The sequence below is a fragment of the Methylophilus sp. Leaf414 genome, from assembly GCF_001425425.1.
In the GTDB taxonomy this organism is placed as follows: Bacteria; Pseudomonadota; Gammaproteobacteria; order Burkholderiales; family Methylophilaceae; genus Methylophilus.
Map to the genome: position 1 here is coordinate 97,773 of NZ_LMQQ01000006.1, position 19,719 is coordinate 117,491.

A 19,719-nucleotide genomic window follows, 5' to 3' on the forward strand; every position below is an offset into this window, starting at 1 on the left:
TATCAGCTGAGTAGTACAGAACTTAATAATGCAGAAGTCAGAGCATCGGGTCGCTTAAAGTATAGCGACAGACCTGGAACACAATACTTCTGCGCTCAGGTCGCAGGTGATATTGGCTGTACCGGGTGTTCTCGCTAAAGCTGAAAAAGTGGTTGCAGACGTGAGTGGTACGCCATTGTTTATTTCACTGCATGCTCGTGCAATGGGGGCGGGGATATCGGCAGATGGTTTATTGAGTTGAATGTCCGTGCTCACTCTTCTTGCGTAAGCGTCTGCCTCAGCTAGACATGCATTGTCAGCGGCTTCTTGCGTGTAATTTTGATAGGCTGGTATTGCGATAGCCGCAAGAATGCCTATGATGGCAACGACGATAGTTAATTCAATTAGCGTGAAGCCATGATATCTATGCATTCTTAATGCCCTTTGATCGTTAAGCTTAAAATGGCTTGGCTGTAGCGTTCTGTTTCTAGCTTGCAATTAAATAAAAGCCCCGCACATGCAGGGCTCTTTATCAATCTGCTTATGTAGATATTATGATCGTGTGCAATTGCCACCAGTTGCCAAATCGCAGGTTACTGTACCTGTGCCTGGATTTCTTGGTGTAGCAGTGATAGTGCCCAAAGTTGTCGAGGTCATTGCTGCGGCACTTGTTATCGTGCCTCCACATGCTCCACCTGTGCCTGTTGGAGGTGTCGCAACTGGTGTTCTGCCAATCGAGATATCTGTTAAAGCTCTTTTGGCATAAGCGCCTGCTTCAGCCATGCAAGCGTTATTCGCTGCATCTCGTGTGTAATCTTGGTACGCAGGAATCGCTACAGAAGCCAAAATACCAATAATAGCTACCACAATCATCAATTCAATCAGGGTAAAACCTTGTTGTACGTGTTTTTTCATCATATTTCCTTCAAGTCAAGTTTTAGAGTGAACATCTTCTAGTTCAGCCACTGCTTTTCCAACAGTGTTCGGTGAAACTATAAGCAACAGATGTGCCAGCCAAAATTTAATTCAATAAGTGATTGAAAAAAAAGAATTAAATAAGTTTTATGTCTTAGTTCTTTGAATTGAAGTGCATTTCTGAGGAGTAGATTCAATACGAGTGAAATGAGAAAAAGTGACAGACTTAGTCAGTCTTTATGATAAAAGTGATTTTTTTTGTCAGCTTACAGCACTGCTTGAGAAAGCAATAAAGGGATTGTGTTGTGCACAATCCCTTTATTTGTGACAGCGTCAGACTTTTGGCCTGCACTGTGTTTGCAAAAACTTAAATAGTTATAGCGTAAGACTTACCAGAATTTCCACCAGGGTGTACTGTTGCCTTGCGAACTTTTTCCAGAACCCTGGCTAATTACTTTCCCGATTCGGCTACCTTTTTCAGGCTTTCCAGGCCTGGATCAAAATACTCATTGATGGCTTTAGTCGCTGCATCATCGTTTTGTTCTGGTTTTGGAATATTAGATGAGTCGGCACGTGTGTAGCTGCCTTTTACAGTTACTACCGTTTCGTTACCTTTGGCAGTCACAGAAACAGTTGGATAAAAGTTGGACAGTTGCAGTGTGCTTTTATCCAGGATGTACTCATATTTCAAGCGCATGCCAGCGTCATCGATTGACCGCAGTTTTTCATACATGGTGCCACCGTTTTTCAGCTTGACTGTGCGATAAGTAGTGTCATCACCGTTCTCGTCCTTTTTCTGCTCTACTTTGGCAGACTCAACGCCAGAATGCCAGGCTTGTACATTGCCAAAATCCTTCAACAAGGCCCACACTTTCGCTGCAGGGGCTTTGATGGTGACGGTTTTTTCAAATCGCAATGCCGCGGCACCGTGCGCAGCAGCGGTCAATGGAATCAATGGCAATAAAGAAACGGCAATGATGCCAAATATTTTTTTCATTTCAATCTCCTGATATTTACAGATGTTTTAAAGCTTAAAAGTAATCAGTCTTCTGAGTTTTAAAATAACCCGTGACTTTACCTAAAAAAAAGACTCTTTGCGACTAATTCATGGGCAATCCTGTGAAAAAACTAAAAAAAGAAATGGTGGAAACACGGTTATTATTTTGCTTCCAGAATAAATTGCCCAAACGAGCGACAAAGTTTGGGGCTGGCAATAGTGTTTGTTACCGTATTAGTTTTTGCATCGATAATCGACACTGTATCTGATCCCCAGTTGGCAACTAGGACTTGCTGCGTCGCTTTGTCATACTCGATACCTTCGGGAAACTCGCCAACCTCAATAGTCTTGATCGTTTTTCCACTGGTAATATCGATCACGGAAACACTCTCAGCATGATTGTTGCTGACATAAGCCCGGCGACTGTCGGGGCTGATCGCTACGCCATACGGATGCGCGCCGGTTTTGATAGTGCTGGTCTGGAAGGAGTCCACATTCAGCAAAGTTAGCGAATTGCTAACGACATTGACAACAAATACCGTCTTGCCATCAGGACTTAAAGTCAGCGCAAACGGATGGATACCAACCTTCACTTGTGCAATCGGTTGCAGTGAACGCGTGTCAACCACCGTCACATCATCACTATCGCGGTTGGCGATAAATAGCTTTTTGTTATCTGCACTTACCACCATGCCCGAAGGGGTTTTGCCTGCTTTAAAAGCTTTTTGTTTTTCCGGATGTGCGGTGTCTACTGCAATCACTTGCGCGCCACCCCAATCGGCAACATACAGCGTTTTTTCATCACGACTTAACGTGATGCCGACTGCCTGGATATTCACGGGGATTTCCTGGATGGCTTGTTGTGTGCGGCTATCGAGCACGGAAACGCTTTGGCTATTCGCATTGCTGATATATACCCGCTGCTGTTTGCTGGCGATTGCCACGCCGACCGGCGCTTTGCCGACTTCTATTGTATGCGTGACTTTTTTGTTCTCAATATCGAGTACGGAGACTGAATCGCTGCCTTGATTGGTAATGTAAGCAATATTGCCTGCAGACGTATTCAAACTCCAGAGCAATGAGAGCAATATGCCCAGGCTGATATGCCGGAAATCAAATTTGCGTCTATGCATTGATTTTAGATACGTAGATGTGTTCGAAGTAAAGGGCATGGCAGGAAAACGCTTTGACTTAAATCGGGTTGACAGCGGAGTTTGCATAAAATTTTGTTTAGAAGCAACAGATTGGAACGAAATTTGTAAATGTATGAAAATTAAGGGTTTTTAATCTCTTTTTGTAGGGTAGGAAAAACTCCTGACCCATTAATTACCCTACAATAAGTATGGGGATTATTAAACATTCATATAGAGGAGCTTTGAAATGAAAAAAACATTTTCTTTAGGTAGTAAGTTGATATTGGCAATATCCTTCCTGGTCGCAGCACATTCTGCTAATGCGTTAACCACAGGCACAGTGTTAGGAACTGATTTCGTAAATGGGCAATCGAGTTATAGCACGTCTTTTTCAGACGGGACTTCTGCTACTTTTGTAGGTAGCAGATCCTTCCAGAAAAAGACACAAGATGGTATGACAGGTGTAGGTATTTCTGGCGGAAGAACAGCAGGCGAGATTGATATCGATGAAACGCTGACCGGCACTTTTTCTAAAGAAGTCATCTTTTCAACACTGACAATTGGCTTGCTGTTTGACGGCCCTGAATATAATGATGTGAAAGAGGTCGCAAAATTCCTGGTGAATTTTGCTGACGGAGGGAGTGATACTTTTTATTTGACGGCAACTGGCAAACATACTGCGAGCTGGACAGGCGAAGGTTCTCCCTTATCCCTCGGTAGTGGCGCTGTGGATGGTGGGACTGGCGCATGGCTATTGAATAATCCTTTTGGCTTCCGCTCAGTCGACAGCATCGTATTTAGTGCATCACCTGGTGTTGCCAAACATTCTTGCCATAACTGTACCAACCAGTCAGACTTCACTTTTGTAAGTGCGACCGTCATCCCGGTGCCTGAAGCGCAGACTTCAGCCATGCTGTTTACGGGATTGCTTTTGATGGGTGCTTTGTCATTGCGTCGTAAATTCTGATTAGCAATCTAGGCATTAAAAAGCTCACCGTTGGTGGGCTTTTTTGTTAGCTGCCAGCCATTTCATCCACGCCACCATGGATGTCCTTTCATTAAACTGTAAAGTGTGAAAAAATTGCAGTAAATATTGAAGGCAGTTTTTATGTTAGATCGTGATGGATACCGTCCTAACGTGGGGATTATTTTATGTAATTCCCACAATCAGGTGTTTTGGGGCAAACGTATCAAAGAGCATGCATGGCAGTTTCCTCAAGGAGGCATCAAGTATGGTGAAACTCCTGAGCAGGCGATGTATCGTGAATTGATGGAAGAGGTAGGCCTCAAGCCTGAGCACGTGAAAATTTTGGGTCGCACCCGGGATTGGCTGCGTTATGAAGTGCCCACCAGCTGGATCAAGCGTGAGTGGCGCGGCAGTTATAAAGGCCAAAAGCAAATCTGGTTTTTATTACGGCTAACCGGTCGTGATTCCGATGTCTCATTGCGTGCCACCGAGCACCCGGAGTTTGATGCCTGGCGCTGGAGTGAATACTGGGTGCCGCTGGCAGATGTGATTGAATTCAAGCGCGATGTTTACCAATTGGCCCTGAATGAGTTGGCTGTTTTTCTGCGCAATCCTGCCAAGCGTTATGGCGGCAAGACACGCAAGCCGGCCAATAATGCGCTACCTACCGTAGGTGATGAGTAACTCTATTTAATATTTCAAACAGCCTCAGTTATATCACGCGGCAAAATCCACTCAGGACGAATTCGGTGGCAAGTATAGCCGTCTGGGTAACGGACCAGATAGTCCTGATGCTCGGGCTCAGCTACCCAAAAATCACTGGCAGGTGTCACTTCAGTGACCACTTTGCCTGGCCAGATGCCTGAGCTATCCATTTCATTAATTAATTCTTCAGCAGTTTGCTTCTGTTGCTCGTTCAGGTAAAAAATCGCTGAGCGATATGAAGGCCCCATGTCATTACCCTGACGGTTAAATGTGGTTGGGTCATGAATTTTGAAAAAGAAAACTAATAGCTGTCGCAAAGAGATGCGATCAGCATCGTATACAATTTCCATCGCCTCAGCATGATTGCCATGGTTGCGATACGTCGCATTTTGCACATCACCGCCGCTGTAGCCAACGCGCGTACTGATAATGCCGGGTAACTGGCGAAACAGATCCTGCATTCCCCAGAAACAACCACCGGCAAGAATTATTTTGTCTGACATATTAGAAAACGCTCTCTTTCAAAGCAGTAAAGAAAATGGATAATCAAAAATTAAAAAAATAAGCTAACGAGAAACTAAAAATATTTCGAAACCTGTTTATGATGTTCTCGCGTATCAAATCAACTACTTACAATCTGTCCAGTATAGGAGGTTTAGGTTAAAATGCTGAGTTTTAGTTCTATTGCATGTTTTGGGGAAAACTATGGCTGTGAAGTTAGGGATTAATGGGTTCGGGCGTATTGGGCGCATGGTTTTGCGTGCGGCGGTTCAAGAAGACGAATTCAAAGATATTGAGGTAGTAGCTATCAATAGCTCATATGACATCGAGTATATGATGTATATGCTCAAATATGATTCCGTACATGGCCGTTTTCAAGGCACAGTAGAAGCAGACAACGGTAATTTAATCGTGAATGGCAAACGCATTCACCTGACTGCAGAGCGTGACCCTAATCATATTGACTGGAGCAAAGGCGGCGCGGAAGTCATTGTAGAATCTACCGGCGCATTTTTAACGCTGGACAGCTGTCAGCCTCACCTTAGCCGTGGTGCGAAAAAAGTGGTGCAATCGGCGCCGGGTAAAGATGACACGCCTATGTTTGTTTATGGCGTGAATCATCAGGAATATGCTGGCGAAGCCATTATTTCTGCTGCCTCGTGTACCACCAATGGTCTGGCGCCTTTAGCCAAAGTGCTGCATGACAATTTTGGTGTCAAACGTGGGCTGATGACTACCATTCATGCAGCAACTGCCTCGCAACTGACAGTTGATGGCACTTCCAAGAAAGACTGGCGCGGCGGCCGTAGTGTTTTTGAAAACATTATTCCTTCGAGTACCGGTGCTGCCAAGGCAGTGGGTAAAGTGATTCCTGCGCTAAATAAGAAGCTGACTGGTATGTCCATGCGAGTCCCATCTGCCGATGTATCCGTAGTTGACCTGACTGTAGAGCTAAGTAAAGAAACCACTTATGAAGCTATCTGTGAAGCCATGCAGCAAGCTTCTAAAGGTGCATTAAAAGGAGTGCTGGATTACACCAGTGATAAAGTAGTTTCTACAGATTTCCGCAGTAGCCCTGCCGCCAGTGTGTTTGATGCGGATGCGGGTTTGATGCTGGATCCTACTTTTGTCAAAGTGATCGGCTGGTACGATAATGAATATGGTTATACCTGCAATCTGTTGCGTCTGGTTCAACATATTGCTTAAATGATGACGGGGCTTATTGCCCCGTTTGCATATCTGTCATAATCCATTTTGCCTATTTAATTATTAATCAATCTTGATCGCTACGGAGCGCATGTATGAAATTCATCAAAATGACCGACCTTGATTTGCGCGGCAAGCGTGTGTTTATCCGTGCTGACTTAAATGTGCCGGTAAAAGATGGCGTGGTCACCAGCGATGCGCGTATTGTGGCCAGCATGCCAACAATTGAATTTGCTTTAAAAGCGGGCGCCAAAGTGATGGTGACTTCGCATCTGGGTCGTCCTGAAGAGGGCATTTACTCAGAGGAGAACTCCCTCAAGCCGGTGGCTGATGTCATGAGCAAGCTGCTTGGGCAACCTGTGCGCCTGGTAAAAAACTGGCTGGCTTCCAATGCGCCCGCTGATAGTTTGGGGACAGAAGATGGCCAGCTTATCCTGCTGGAAAACTGCCGCTTTAATGTCGGCGAAAAGAAAAATGATGATGCACTAGCCAAAAAGTATGCTGCTTTGTGCGACATATTTGTGATGGATGCCTTTGGCACCGCGCACCGCGCTGAAGCCTCGACCCATGGCATTGCCAAATTTGCGCCTGTGGCCTGTGCCGGTATTCTGCTGACGGAAGAGCTGGATGCATTAGGTAAAGCATTACTGGCGCCAGCAAGGCCATTCGTGGCTATTGTCGGCGGTTCTAAAGTGTCCACCAAGCTGACCGTGCTGGAAAGCCTGTCTGATAAAGTGGATCAATTAGTGGTAGGCGGTGGCATTGCCAATACTTTCCTCAAGGCTGATGGTCATGAAGTGGGCAAGTCCCTGTGTGAAGATGACCTGGTGGAGACTGCCAAAGGTTTGATGAGCAAAATGTCCGACCGGGGCGCCTGTGTACCGATCGCAAAGGATGTAGTAGTGGGTAAGCAGTTTGATGCCAACGAGCCGGCAGTCAAAAAATCTGCCGATGAAGTGGCAGCCGACGACATGATTTTTGATATTGGCGAGAAATCGGCGGCTGAGCTGGTGGATATCATCATGAATGCGGGGACTGTGGTATGGAATGGCCCGGTTGGCGTATTTGAATTTGACCAGTTTGGCGAGGGCACCAAAACCATAGCCAAAGCCATTGCAGAAACAAAGGCATTCACGCTGGCGGGTGGTGGCGACACGATTGCCGCTATCCAGAAATATGATATTTACGACAAGGTTTCGTATATTTCTACTGCAGGCGGCGCTTTCCTCGAGTTCCTCGAAGGTAAAACCTTACCGGCGGTGGCTATCCTGGAAGAGCGCGCCAGCTGATCCTGACCCACATACATTCTCCCGCTAATGTTTTAAAACGTTAGCGGGACAGTCAACCGGTGATGTTTGTCATACACTTCAACACGGTTCCTGCCTTGTTTTTTCGCCACATACAGTGCCTTATCAGCTTGTTCCAGCAATAAGTCACCATCTTCACTGAAATTCAGCGCCTGATTGCGTGCATGTTGTTCTTTGTGAGTGGTGGAATGCTGCACGCCCAGTGACGCAATACCGATGCTGATCGTCATCAGGCGATGCCCGGCAAAGCGGATATCCAGCTCCATCACTTTCTGGCGGATACGTTCGGCAATTTTAATCGCTTCCTGCTGGTTGGTCTGGCCCAGAATCAGCACGAACTCTTCGCCGCCATAGCGCGCCGCCATGTCGCCGGGGCGGTTGCTATAACGTTTTAAAATGCCTGCCAGCTTACGCAAACACTCATCTCCGGCCGCATGCCCCATGCTGTCATTCAGCTGTTTAAAGTGGTCTGCATCTATCATCATCACACTTAAGCTGGATTGATGGCGGATGGCACGTGACCATTCATCCCGCATGAATTGCTCTAGCCGGCGGCGATTGGCCAGGCCGGTGAGCGGGTCAGTGTGGGTGAGCGCGGAGATGCGATCCTCAACCTGCTTATGATGCGTGATGTTGGTCAGTGATAGCAAGAAAAGCTTGTTATCAGCCAGCGATGTTTGCATGGGTTGCAAGCTCAAAGTGAGCCAGGTGGGTTGTTTGGTGGGTGTATGACACAGATAGTCCATGCTGAAGTGACCGACTTTGCCACTTAACACTTTTTCAATGCCGGAAATCAATGGTGGCAGATTAGTATCTTCATTGGCACGGCAGATGTCCAGGTACGCAATACCAAACCAGTCGGTATCCAACTCCAAACCAAAAAACAAACCGAATGAACGCCAGGCCTGATTGACATAAATAATGCTGCTCGTCTCATCTATCACTGCAATTTGCAGTGGCAGTGTGTCCAAAATACCATTCAGTAATTGTTCTGCAATATCCACAAAATATCCAACAAGGTTGCTGAAACTTACAACGGGAATAGCGTGTCAGTCTTATTCTATTCAAGCGGGAACCGCCTGTCTAACTTTCGTGATGTAAATTAGCATTAAAATTGCTTGTGTGATAACTAACCAACAATGAAAGAAATCAATAATGACTACTCGGGTAGGTATTAACGGATTTGGCAGGATAGGCCGCATGGTGCTGCGAGCCGCATTAAATCAGGCAGAGTTTAAAGAGCTGGAAGTGGTTGCCATCAATGGCATCGAAGAGCCGGACCATATGCTCTACATGCTGAAATATGATTCAGTGCATGGCCGACTGGCATATGATGCACACTTAGAGGGCGATTTTCTGGTGGTGGATGGCAAAAGAATACGCTTGACTGCCGAAAAAGATCCTGCGGACATCAACTGGGCAGCTGTTGAAGTCGATGTGGTAGTTGAGTGTACCGGTGTTTTTCTGACAAAAGAATCTTGTGCAGCCCATATTGCCGCAGGTGCAAGTATTGTGGTGCAATCGGCGCCAGGTAAAGATGATACCCCTATGTTTGTTTTTGGCGTGAATCACCTGGATTACCAAGGCGAAGAGATTGTATCCGCGGCTTCTTGCACAACCAATGGTCTGGCGCCTATCGTTAAAGTGTTGCAAGACCAGTTTGGGGTCAAGCGTGGATTGATGACGACGATTCATGCGGCAACGGCTACGCAGAAAACGGTTGATGGTACCTCGAAAAAAGACTGGCGCGGCGGGCGTGGAGTGTTTGAAAACATTATTCCTTCAAGCACCGGCGCGGCAAAGGCAGTCGGTAAAGTGATTCCTGAGTTAAACAAGAAGCTGACGGGCATGGCGATGCGTATCCCTTCAGCAGATGTCTCTGTCGTTGACCTGACTGTGGAGTTGGAACAGGAAACTTCATATGCAGAAGTTTGTGAAGCAATGAAATTTGCCTCCGAGCGTGATTTAAAAGGCGTGCTTGGCTATACCGAAGAGCAAGTGGTCTCAAGTGATTTCCGTGGGTATCCGGCAGCCAGTGTATTTGATGCCAGCGCCGGCATCATGCTCGATTCCACTTTTGTTAAAGTGATCGGCTGGTACGACAACGAATATGGCTACACCTGCAACCTTTTACGTCTAACCAGTTATGTGGCACAAGCCAAATTGGCGATAACGCAATTGCCAGAACAAACCGTAGAGGCAGAAGCTGCTTAACGTGTCTTGAGCTTTACTTCAGTCAACATGCCCCGGTAAATTGTTCGCCAGTCATCTAACAGTGCATTTATAATATCGGTTTTACTTTTGCGATAGATATTATGCGTGCGCCTTTGCTGGAAACTTCGATTAAAAGCCTGAAGAAATTGCATCAAGGCAAGGTGCGCGACATTTATGATATCGACGCGCAAACTATGTTGCTGGTCAGTACTGATCGATTGAGCGCGTTTGATGTGATTCTGCCAACCGGTATTCCTCACAAAGGTGCCATGCTGACACAAATGGCTAATTTCTGGTTTGAACAACTGGCAAATGTAGTGCCCAATCACCTGACCGGAATAGCACCGGAATCCGTCGTAGCCCCAGATGAAGTTGAACAAGTCAAAGGCCGTGCAGTGGTTGTCAAAAAGCTGAAAGCATTGCCACTGGAAGCGATTGTGCGTGGTTACCTGGTCGGTAGCGGCTGGAAAGAGTATCAGGTCAAAGGCACTGTTTGCGATATTCCATTACCTGCCGGGCTGCAACTGGCACAACAATTACCAGCCCCTTTATTTACACCTTCCAGCAAAGCTGCGGTTGGCGAGCATGATGAAAATATCAGTATTCCTCAAGTCGAAGTGTTGATTGGCAAGGATATGACTGCCCAAGTCGAAAAAGCGGCGATTGCGCTGTATACCCAAGCTGCCGAATACGCGCTTACTAAAGGCATTATCATTGCCGATACCAAGTTTGAATTTGGCGTGGATGAGGATGGTGTGTTGCACGTCATGGATGAAGTGCTGACACCGGATTCATCGCGTTTTTGGCCAGCTGATCAATACCAGGTAGGTGCTAATCCCCCAAGTTATGACAAGCAATATGTGCGTGACTGGCTGGAAACTTGTGACTGGAACAAAACAGCGCCGGGCCCGGAGTTGCCAGCAGATGTTGCGAAGCGAACCTCCGATAAGTATATGGAAGCATTTGCCAAGCTGACTGGCCGTACCTTGCAAGTCGATTAATTCAATACACTGATGAGTTTTCGCGCACAGCTGGCTACCCTGGCCAGCAGATTCAAACAAGAGTTAGCGTTTTACCGGGCGCTACATGCGCATCCGCAAACCCCAAGGTTGGCAAAAGCATTGTTATGGCTGGCGATGGGCTACCTGGTTTTACCCTTTGACCTGATTCCGGACTTTATCCCGATTATCGGCCAGCTGGATGAGCTGGTGATTATTCCGACACTGCTCTACTTCGCTCTGAAATTAACGCCGGTTGAGGTGCGTCAATTTTGCCGAGATCAGGTAAGCGCTGCTGAAAATCAAAAATAATGCGGTTTGCAAACAAAGGTTTATGTTAATCGCCTATAATGGCGGCTTTTCGTGAAATAGGTTTGAAAAGATGTCATTGAATTTGGTAGCAAGCGGCAAAGACTTGCCGAACGATTTTAACGTCATTATTGAAATTCCAGCCAATGGCGACCCGGTTAAATATGAAGTAGACAAAGAAAGCGGCGCATTGTTTGTTGACCGTTTTATGGGTACTTCCATGCAATACCCATGTAACTATGGCTACATTCCACACACTTTGGGTGATGATGGAGACCCGGTTGATGTACTGGTGATCACGCCAGTGCCACTGCTGCCAGGCGTAGTGGTGCGTTGCCGTCCATTGGGCATGCTGAAAATGACTGATGAAGCTGGTGGCGATGCCAAAGTGCTGGCAGTGCCTATTGAAAAAGTATGCGGTTTGTACGCTTACCAAAGAACATTAAGTGATGTTTCGCCTTGGCGCCTGGACATGATTGCGCATTTCTTTGAACACTACAAAGATCTGGATAAAGGCAAATGGGTGAAGATTGAGGGTTGGGCCGGCATTGAAGAGGCACATGCTGAAATTCTTGGGGGCGTCGAGCGTTATAACGCTTTAGAAGTGAAGCCTGCATTCTAAATATTCATGGTTAATTGAATGAAAACAAAAAAGTCGGCAATCGCCGACTTTTTTGTTTTAGCGCGGTTAAATTAATGTAGAAGCGGGACAATCAATAATGCAACGATGTTAATAATCTTAATCAGCGGGTTGACAGCGGGTCCGGCGGTATCTTTGTAAGGATCGCCTACAGTATCCCCGGTCACTGCGGCTTTGTGTGCATCTGAACCTTTGCCGCCGTGATGACCATCTTCAATGTATTTCTTGGCATTATCCCAGGCGCCACCACCGGTACACATTGAAATCGCTACAAATAAACCCGTGACTATCGTGCCCATCAGCAAGCCACCTAAAGCGACCGGGCCGAGGAACAGGCCGACCAGTATTGGTGCAGCTACTGGCAATAATGAAGGAATCATCATTTCCTTGATTGCCGCTGTGGTCAGCAGATCGACCGCCTTGCCATATTCGGGTTTGGCCGTGCCTTCCATCAGGCCCTTGATTTCGCGGAACTGGCGGCGCACTTCTTCTACCACGCTGCCAGCAGCACGACCCACGGCTTCCATCGCCATCGCCGCAAACAGAAAGGGAATCAGGCCGCCGAGGAACAAACCAATAATCACATTGGGATCGCTTAAATCAAAGCTGGCTGTAATGCCGGCACCTTCAAGTTTATGTGTGTAATCAGCAAACAAAACCAGCGAAGCCAGTCCGGCAGAGCCAATCGCATAACCTTTGGTCACGGCTTTGGTGGTATTGCCAACCGCATCCAGTGGGTCAGTGACATCACGCACGCTACTTGGCAATTCTGCCATTTCGGCGATTCCACCTGCGTTATCTGTAATTGGGCCATAGGCATCCAGTGCCACTACGATGCCAGCCATGCTCAGCATGGCCATAGCGGCAATTGCAACGCCATATAGCCCTGCCAGGTGGAATGCCACATAAATCGCTACACAAACCGAAAGCACAGGTAAGGCGGTGGATTTCATGGAGACGCCGATTCCCGCAATGATGTTAGTTGCATGTCCAGTGGTGGAGGCTTGAGCTACGTGCTTGACCGGCGCGTAATCAGTACCAGTGTAATACTCTGTGATCCAAACCAGTGCCGCAGTGAGTACTAACCCAACTGCGCAAGCGCCAAACAACGCCAGGTTGGATACGGTCACTTCTCCATGAGTGTAACCTTGCGGAAATGCATATTGCGTGACAAAGTAAAACGCAATAAGCGACAGCACACCAGCTACAGCCAAGCCCTTATACAGCGCAGGCATTACATTTTTCATGCCTGGCGATGCCTTTACGAAGAAACAGCCAATAATGGAGGCAACGATAGATACCGCACCCAACAGCAGCGGATATATCACGCCGTTGGCGCCCGCTTCAGCTGCCATTAGCCCACCGAGCACCATGGTAGCAATCAGGGTCACGGCGTAAGTCTCAAACAAATCGGCGGCCATGCCAGCACAGTCACCAACGTTATCGCCTACATTGTCAGCAATCACTGCCGGGTTGCGTGGATCATCTTCTGGAATGCCTGCTTCAACCTTGCCCACCAGGTCGGCACCAACGTCAGCGCCTTTGGTGAAAATCCCGCCGCCCAAACGTGCAAAAATCGAAATCAGTGATGAACCAAACGCTAGGCCGATTAAAGGATTCAAATCGGTTGCCTGTTCTGCACCCAGAAAAATATAGAATCCGGCGACACCCAATAATCCCAGCCCTACCACCAGCATGCCGGTAATTGCTCCGCCTTTAAAAGCGACATCCAGCGCCGGCCCGATGCCATTGGTGGCCGCTTGTGCCGTACGCACGTTTGCTTTTACGGAAACATTCATTCCAATAAACCCGCAAGCGCCCGAGAGCACAGCGCCTACCACAAACCCGATTGCGGTGTATAAGCCCAGGAAAATCCCAATCAGCACAGCCAGGATGACGCCGACGAGGGCAATCGTTTTGTATTGTCTGGCCAGGTAGGCGGCCGCGCCTTGTTGAATCGCCCCTGCAATTTCTTGCATGCGGGCGTTGCCTGCAGGTAATCCCGAAATCCACTTACTCATTACTACGCCATAAAGTACCGCCAAAACTGCTGCGCCTATGGCCAACATTAATGCGACTGACATGTGTTCTCCTGTTCCTTTTGAAACTGCGTTGAACGTAATGACTACTTAAATCTGTTACTTAAGCTGTAAATGCTGAATCGTTCCTTAGGTATGTGAGTTGTAAATGAAGTGTAACAGCGTGGTGCATTATGGCACTATTTAAAGAATGCGCACAAGTAAGGTGCAATTAGAAGCAGCATAACGGTGAAACGCACCTACGATTCGGTGACGACAGGGTGCAAGGTTTGCAAAAAAGAGTCAGGTATCGCGCTGGCGGTCAATAAAGTGACGTAAAGCGGCTTCAAGTGCTGGGTTCTCAATCTTGTCTGCGCATGCTTCCAGCGTGCTCAGGGCTTGATCTGACGGGGACTGGATACGTTTCTGTCTGGGTTTTGGACGAGATTTGACTTGCACTTTAACTTTAATTGCGCTAAGGTTTAACCCTTTGTTTTTCTGGGAATTTTGACAAAAATCCCAGATTTTTCGTAGCAATCCGGTTTCTAATAACCTGATTTTGCTGGCAACGGCACCTGAATAAGCACCGATTGTGAGTGTGCCATCTTCCAAAGCCAGCACATGAGAAAATTTAGATAGTTCCGGGGCAACCGTAGACCATAACCGCTGTAATTGTTGACGATCATTAGCCTCTTCTAAAAGAGGTTTTAATTCGTGATGGTTTGTGAAAATCCGATTGATTTTTAACATGCGTTTGGATTTTAAATTACGTGGTTGTCCGCAGAGTGCTTGAATATTGTACTACACCGATTATTCTCACGGGCCATTCCCTTGAGTATTCGGCTAAAAGCGAGAGTTCCTGGCATGATTAATATCATTATTGTTTCAGAAAAAATGGCCAAGCCTAAAACGCTAGGCATGTTTGAAAGCGTAGGTCTGGTGCTGGCGCTGATACTTGTGCCGGTAGTGCTGACCTTGTTTTTTATTACACCGCAACAAGTCATTAAAAGTCAGGGTGTTAAAGCGATTCTGCCTCCCCATTTAAGAGGTGCCATGCTTTCTACACAAAGTCATCTCGATGCCTATGCCAAGCAAATTGGCGAATTACAGGCGCGTATTCTGCGCCTCGATGCGCAAAACCAGCGTTTATCCAAACTGGCAGGGATTAAATCCAGCGCTGAGCCTATCAACGAACGTACCTCGGTGAATGAAGTGCTCGGCCAGGGCGGGCCTTTAGTTAAGGATGCGCCCCTAACCGAAGATGACCTGAAAGCAACCATTGAGCAAATGTCGGCTGACCTTGATTTCCGTGATGAATACCAGGGCAAGATAGAAGCAAAGTTGTTGCTTAAAAGTGTATTAAGAGAAATGTTGCCGAATAGCAGTCCGGTGGACGCGGCATTTAGCTCTTCAAGTTATGGGTGGCGGATCGACCCCATGAGTGGGCATCGTGCTTTTCATGAAGGTTTAGATTTTCCGGCTGCTTCTGGCACACCGGTTTATGCGGCAGCTGACGGCATTGTCACTACTGCTGTACAAACTTCAGATTACGGCAATCTTTTAAAGATCGATCATGGGTCTGGTCTGGAAACCCGTTATGCGCACAATTCCAGACTGCTCGTTAAAGCAGGTGAGCGCGTAACCAAAGGACAGAAAGTGGCATTGATTGGTAGCACTGGCCGTTCTACGGGCCCACATTTGCATTATGAAATTCGCCTCAACGGCAACCCGCTCGACCCCCGTGAATATCTCAGGAACCATTCCTGACTGAATTCAATTGCTTGCGTGCAATAATCAAGACAATTCGCCTCTATATCTTATACAATCCTAGTTTATTCTTTTAACCCCGCTCTGGCGGATATCGGTGTGACTCATGTTAGCCTCGTTGTTTAAAAAATTCTTTGGTAGCCGTAACGACCGCCTGGTCAAGCAATATCAGCAAACCGTCAAACAAGTAAACGCTTTGGAACCTGAAATTCAGGCGCTAAGTGATGAACAGCTGCGGGCAAAAACGGAGGAATTTAAGCAACGCTATACGCAAGGTGAAACACTGGATAAATTGTTGCCAGAAGCATTTGCCGTAGTTCGTGAAGGCAGCAAGCGTGCATTAGGCATGCGTCATTTCGATGTACAACTGATTGGTGGCATGGTACTGCATGCTGGCAAAATCGCCGAGATGCGTACAGGTGAAGGTAAAACTTTGGTTGCGACCTTGCCGACTTACCTTAACGCATTGACTGGTAAAGGTGTGCATGTCGTTACAGTCAATGATTACCTGGCTAAACGCGATGCCGAATGGATGGGTAAACTTTACAACTTCCTTGGCTTAAGCGTCGGTATTAATCTTTCGCAAATGCCGCATGATGCAAAGCAACAAGCTTATGCCTCGGATATCACTTACGGCACTAATAACGAGTTCGGCTTTGACTACCTGCGCGACAACATGGTGTTCAGCAAAGAAGAACGCGTGCAACGTCCGTTGCATTATGCGCTGGTGGATGAAGTGGACTCCATTTTGATTGATGAGGCGCGTACGCCACTCATCATCTCCGGCCAGGCTGAACACAGTGTGGACCTGTACGGTGCAATTAATGAAGTCGCCAAGCAACTGGTACGTCAACAAGAAGAAGAGGGCGAAGGTGATTTCTGGGTGGATGAAAAAGCCCAAAGTGTCACTATGAGCGAAGCCGGGCATGAGCATGCAGAGCAACTGCTCGAGCAAGCCGGCATGTTGCCAGCGGGTTCCAGCCTGTATGAGCCGGCTAATATTACGTTAGTGCATCATTTATATGCGTCATTGCGTGCGCAAAATCTTTACCACCGAGATCAGCATTATGTTGTACGTAATGATGAAATCGTGATCGTTGATGAGTTCTCAGGCCGCATGATGCCGGGTCGTCGCTGGTCGGATGGTTTGCATCAGGCGGTGGAAGCCAAGGAAGGTGTGGCGATCCAAAAAGAAAACCAGACACTGGCTTCTATCACGTTCCAGAATTACTTCCGCATGTACCAGAAACTGAGTGGTATGACGGGTACAGCCGATACAGAGGCCTACGAGTTTAACCAGATTTATGCGCTGGAAACGGTGGTCATTCCTACTCACAGACCTGTGCAACGTTCGGATGCGATGGACAAGGTGTACCGCACCGGTATGGAAAAGTACAAGGCTGTGATTGAAGATATCAAGCAATGCCAGGCTAAAGGGCAGCCAGTGTTGGTCGGTACCACATCGATTGAAAACTCAGAGCTGATTTCGCAGCTGCTCACGCAGGCCAAACTCGAACATCAAGTGCTTAATGCTAAGCAGCACGAGCGCGAAGCGACTATTGTTGCCGAAGCCGGACGTCCCGGCATGATTACCATTGCAACCAACATGGCAGGTCGTGGTACCGACATTGTCCTGGGCGGTAATTCTGAAGGCGAAATTCACGCTATTCACAACGATACCAATTTAAATGATGCGGATAAAGCGACAAAAATTGCGCAGCTGAAGGCGGAGTGGCAGCAACGCCACGATGCAGTGCTTGCCGCAGGTGGCTTGCATATTATTGGTACCGAACGCCATGAGTCCCGTCGCGTCGATAACCAGTTGCGTGGCCGTTCTGGCCGTCAGGGTGACCCAGGTTCCAGCCGTTTCTACCTGTCTCTTGAAGATCAATTACTGCGTATTTTCTCAGGCGAACGCGTCGCGGCGATTATGACACGCCTGAATATGCCTGAAGGTGAAGCGATAGAGCATGCCATGGTTACGCGCGCGATTGAAAATGCGCAACGTAAAGTGGAAGGCCGCAACTTCGATATCCGCAAGCAATTGCTGGAATACGATGATGTGTCGAATGACCAGCGCAAGGTCATCTACGAACAACGTAACGAATTGCTGGAATCAGTCGATGTTGGTCAAACTATCCGCGCGATGCGTGAGGATGTCGTCAATAGCTTGTTCAATACCCATATTCCTCCTGGCAGCGTAGAGGAGCAGTGGGATGTGCCTGCGCTGGAAGTCGCATTGCGTGAAGATGCCAGCTTGCCTTTACCAGTGAGTGAGTGGCTGGAAAGCAATCCTGATTTACATGCAGAAAGTTTGCGTGAACGCATTGTTGAAGCTGCGAATGAAAGCTATGCCTCCAAAGAAGCGTTGGCCGGTAACGATAACATGCGTAATTTTGAGCGTGCGGTCATGCTGCAAAGCTTAGATAATCATTGGCGTGAGCATTTGGCCGCGCTGGATCATCTGCGCCAGGGCATACACCTGCGCTCTTATGCGCAAAAGAATCCAAAACAGGAATACAAGCGCGAAGCATTCGAGTTATTTGAGTCTTTGCTGAATACTGTAAAAACTGAAGTCACCAAAATTACCATGCAGGTGCAAGTGCGTTCACGCGAAGAACTTGAAGCAGAAGAACGTCGCGCTGAAGAAGCATTGCGTGCTACCGATGTAGGCAATGTGCAATATCAACACACTGATTACGAGAATGCTCTTAGCAATAGTGGCAATGAGACTGCTGAAAAACAGCCGTTAAACTTGCCTGAAGGAGTGCGTGTTGGCCGTAACGACCCCTGTCCATGCGGTTCAGGCAAACGTTTCAAAAATTGCCATGGTGCTTTGAGCTAAATGCACCAAATTAAGGGGTACATTAAGCTAGTAGGAAAGGGACAAAATGTCTGATCAGGCTATTATAGCGTCGCCATGTATAGGTGTTTGTAGTATTGATGATACCAGCGGTTTTTGTGAAGGATGTTACCGCACGCTGGAAGAGATCCAACAGTGGTGGGATATGGATAACGCAACCAAGTCCGAGGTCATCAAGAAAGCATCTGTACGCGAAGCGGCAGTGTTCGGTGATTAATTGATTGTCGTATTAGGTATACATGTATACGAGGTAGTTACATAAAAAAGCCGGCACTGCCGGCTTTTTTATTTCTTACCCCAAGCAGGTTACAGGTCTGCGAGAGGATGATTGCCCATGGTCCCTGATTTAGTATCCAGTTTGGAAACCACCAGCTCCAAAGAGGTTTTCAGGTTTTTGAGCGCATCCAGTTCCATGGATGCCAGCACTTGCGGCAAAATGCCATCCACTGGTTGAGGTGCTTTTGCCAGCACCGCATGACCTGCCGCGGTAACCAACAAACCCACCTTACGCTGGTCTTCAGTCAAACGCTGTTTTTTAACTAATTGCTTTTTGACCAGTTTTTCAACTAGCAAACTGCAGGTAGATTGATGAATAGACAGATTTTCTGCGAGTCTTGAAACCCCTAATTCCGGGTGCGTTGAAATTTCATGTAACAGCCATAGCTGGGATCCTGAAATGCCGCAAGTTGATTCAATTTCTCTAAAATGCTGTCTAACAGCTCCAAAAATGATACGGAACTGCTTAAGTGCTTCTTTTGCTAGTGAATTCTGCATAATCAATATATTTTTAAAATCTTTGTTGACATTCTACCATTTTCTGAAAGGAGAGTTCGTTCAGCAAGGTCTGGAGATGCAAAAAAATTGTCTGGTAATTATTATTGTGGTAATCAATGGGTTTTAATTAGGACTGAAAATAATTAGAAAAATTCCTATAGATTTCAATTACGGCCTCAGTTTGCGGCCTGCCACATACATGTGCTAATTGATGCTAACTGTTGCTAAGAATGACCTGTTGTAAAAAAGAGACAGGCCCATTATTAATTTATAGAGATCATTGATGCGTGCTATGAATAAGCTGATGCAAAAGTCACTAATCCATACTCACGCGTAGCTTGCAAAGGTGATTGGGTTTTGCAGATTGGGCGAGTTATTCAACTGTAAAATCATAGTAATGAAATCAGCAAAGAGGTGATGGTTGTA

General features: G+C 47.1%; 20 protein-coding genes. 11 read left to right on the plus strand and 9 right to left on the minus strand.

The window, feature by feature from the left end; translation table 11 throughout:
• Positions 1-54: 54 nt before the first annotated feature.
• The 4 genes from ASG24_RS14975 to ASG24_RS13985 form a co-directional block, all read right to left on the minus strand.
• The gene (locus tag ASG24_RS14975) at positions 55-411 is read right to left on the minus strand and encodes a prepilin-type N-terminal cleavage/methylation domain-containing protein (RefSeq protein ID WP_055872246.1); all 357 of its coding nucleotides are present in this window, start codon (positions 409-411) and stop codon (positions 55-57) included.
• Positions 412-531: 120 nt separating this feature from the next.
• The gene (locus tag ASG24_RS14925; RefSeq protein ID WP_055826873.1) at positions 532-894 is read right to left on the minus strand and encodes a prepilin-type N-terminal cleavage/methylation domain-containing protein; all 363 of its coding nucleotides are present in this window, start codon (positions 892-894) and stop codon (positions 532-534) included.
• Positions 895-1,345: 451 nt separating this feature from the next.
• Complete coding sequence (locus ASG24_RS13980) at positions 1,346-1,891, minus strand: SRPBCC family protein (RefSeq protein WP_055872247.1); 546 nt, start codon at positions 1,889-1,891, stop codon at positions 1,346-1,348.
• A gap of 161 nt (positions 1,892-2,052) precedes the next feature.
• Positions 2,053-3,024, minus strand: coding sequence for a beta-propeller fold lactonase family protein (locus ASG24_RS13985; RefSeq protein WP_055872248.1), 972 nt, complete (start codon positions 3,022-3,024; stop codon positions 2,053-2,055).
• Positions 3,025-3,271: 247 nt separating this feature from the next.
• Between ASG24_RS13985 and ASG24_RS13990 the strand changes: the two genes are divergently transcribed.
• A complete protein-coding gene (locus ASG24_RS13990; RefSeq protein ID WP_055872249.1) occupies positions 3,272-3,991 on the plus strand; it encodes a hypothetical protein in 720 nt (239 codons plus the stop codon).
• 141 nt (positions 3,992-4,132) lie between these two features.
• Entirely contained in the window at positions 4,133-4,675 is a 543-nt protein-coding gene (locus tag ASG24_RS13995) for an RNA pyrophosphohydrolase (RefSeq protein ID WP_055872250.1), read from the plus strand.
• 14 nt (positions 4,676-4,689) lie between these two features.
• Here the strand turns inward: ASG24_RS13995 and msrA are convergent, their stop codons facing one another.
• The gene (gene msrA, locus ASG24_RS14000) at positions 4,690-5,199 is read right to left on the minus strand and encodes a peptide-methionine (S)-S-oxide reductase MsrA (RefSeq protein WP_055826857.1); all 510 of its coding nucleotides are present in this window, start codon (positions 5,197-5,199) and stop codon (positions 4,690-4,692) included.
• A gap of 202 nt (positions 5,200-5,401) precedes the next feature.
• Between msrA and gap (ASG24_RS14005) the strand changes: the two genes are divergently transcribed.
• Positions 5,402-6,403: a type I glyceraldehyde-3-phosphate dehydrogenase gene (gene gap / locus ASG24_RS14005; RefSeq protein WP_055872251.1), complete on the plus strand. Its 1,002-nt coding sequence runs from the start codon at positions 5,402-5,404 to the stop codon at positions 6,401-6,403.
• A gap of 95 nt (positions 6,404-6,498) precedes the next feature.
• A complete protein-coding gene (locus ASG24_RS14010; protein ID WP_055872252.1) occupies positions 6,499-7,692 on the plus strand; it encodes a phosphoglycerate kinase in 1,194 nt (397 codons plus the stop codon).
• A gap of 32 nt (positions 7,693-7,724) precedes the next feature.
• Here ASG24_RS14010 and ASG24_RS14015 read toward each other — a convergent pair whose 3' ends face one another.
• Positions 7,725-8,714: a sensor domain-containing diguanylate cyclase gene (locus tag ASG24_RS14015; RefSeq protein WP_055872253.1), complete on the minus strand. Its 990-nt coding sequence runs from the start codon at positions 8,712-8,714 to the stop codon at positions 7,725-7,727.
• A 151-nt stretch (positions 8,715-8,865) separates the two neighbouring features.
• Between ASG24_RS14015 and gap (ASG24_RS14020) the strand changes: the two genes are divergently transcribed.
• The 4 genes from gap (ASG24_RS14020) to ppa all read left to right on the plus strand — a co-directional run bounded on the left by gap (ASG24_RS14020) (position 8,866) and on the right by ppa (position 11,853).
• Positions 8,866-9,924, plus strand: coding sequence for a type I glyceraldehyde-3-phosphate dehydrogenase (gene gap, locus ASG24_RS14020; RefSeq protein ID WP_055872254.1), 1,059 nt, complete (start codon positions 8,866-8,868; stop codon positions 9,922-9,924).
• 101 nt (positions 9,925-10,025) lie between these two features.
• Positions 10,026-10,925: a phosphoribosylaminoimidazolesuccinocarboxamide synthase gene (locus ASG24_RS14025; protein WP_055872255.1), complete on the plus strand. Its 900-nt coding sequence runs from the start codon at positions 10,026-10,028 to the stop codon at positions 10,923-10,925.
• A 12-nt stretch (positions 10,926-10,937) separates the two neighbouring features.
• Positions 10,938-11,234 (plus strand): YkvA family protein, encoded by a 297-nt coding sequence (locus tag ASG24_RS14030; RefSeq protein WP_055872256.1) that lies wholly within the window; start codon positions 10,938-10,940, stop codon positions 11,232-11,234.
• A gap of 70 nt (positions 11,235-11,304) precedes the next feature.
• Positions 11,305-11,853: an inorganic diphosphatase gene (gene ppa / locus ASG24_RS14035; protein WP_055826835.1), complete on the plus strand. Its 549-nt coding sequence runs from the start codon at positions 11,305-11,307 to the stop codon at positions 11,851-11,853.
• Positions 11,854-11,924: 71 nt separating this feature from the next.
• Here the strand turns inward: ppa and ASG24_RS14040 are convergent, their stop codons facing one another.
• Positions 11,925-13,955, minus strand: coding sequence for a sodium-translocating pyrophosphatase (locus tag ASG24_RS14040; RefSeq protein ID WP_055872257.1), 2,031 nt, complete (start codon positions 13,953-13,955; stop codon positions 11,925-11,927).
• A gap of 237 nt (positions 13,956-14,192) precedes the next feature.
• The gene (locus tag ASG24_RS14045; protein ID WP_055872258.1) at positions 14,193-14,639 is read right to left on the minus strand and encodes a DciA family protein; all 447 of its coding nucleotides are present in this window, start codon (positions 14,637-14,639) and stop codon (positions 14,193-14,195) included.
• A 114-nt stretch (positions 14,640-14,753) separates the two neighbouring features.
• Between ASG24_RS14045 and ASG24_RS14050 the strand changes: the two genes are divergently transcribed.
• The 3 genes from ASG24_RS14050 to ASG24_RS14060 all read left to right on the plus strand — a co-directional run bounded on the left by ASG24_RS14050 (position 14,754) and on the right by ASG24_RS14060 (position 18,736).
• A complete protein-coding gene (locus ASG24_RS14050; RefSeq protein WP_055826827.1) occupies positions 14,754-15,656 on the plus strand; it encodes a M23 family metallopeptidase in 903 nt (300 codons plus the stop codon).
• A 106-nt stretch (positions 15,657-15,762) separates the two neighbouring features.
• Positions 15,763-18,501 (plus strand): preprotein translocase subunit SecA, encoded by a 2,739-nt coding sequence (secA, locus tag ASG24_RS14055; protein ID WP_055872259.1) that lies wholly within the window; start codon positions 15,763-15,765, stop codon positions 18,499-18,501.
• A 46-nt stretch (positions 18,502-18,547) separates the two neighbouring features.
• Entirely contained in the window at positions 18,548-18,736 is a 189-nt protein-coding gene (locus ASG24_RS14060) for a DUF1289 domain-containing protein (RefSeq protein WP_055872260.1), read from the plus strand.
• Positions 18,737-18,825: 89 nt separating this feature from the next.
• Here the strand turns inward: ASG24_RS14060 and ASG24_RS14065 are convergent, their stop codons facing one another.
• Positions 18,826-19,293: a MarR family winged helix-turn-helix transcriptional regulator gene (locus tag ASG24_RS14065; RefSeq protein WP_055872261.1), complete on the minus strand. Its 468-nt coding sequence runs from the start codon at positions 19,291-19,293 to the stop codon at positions 18,826-18,828.
• Positions 19,294-19,719 lie beyond the last annotated feature (426 nt).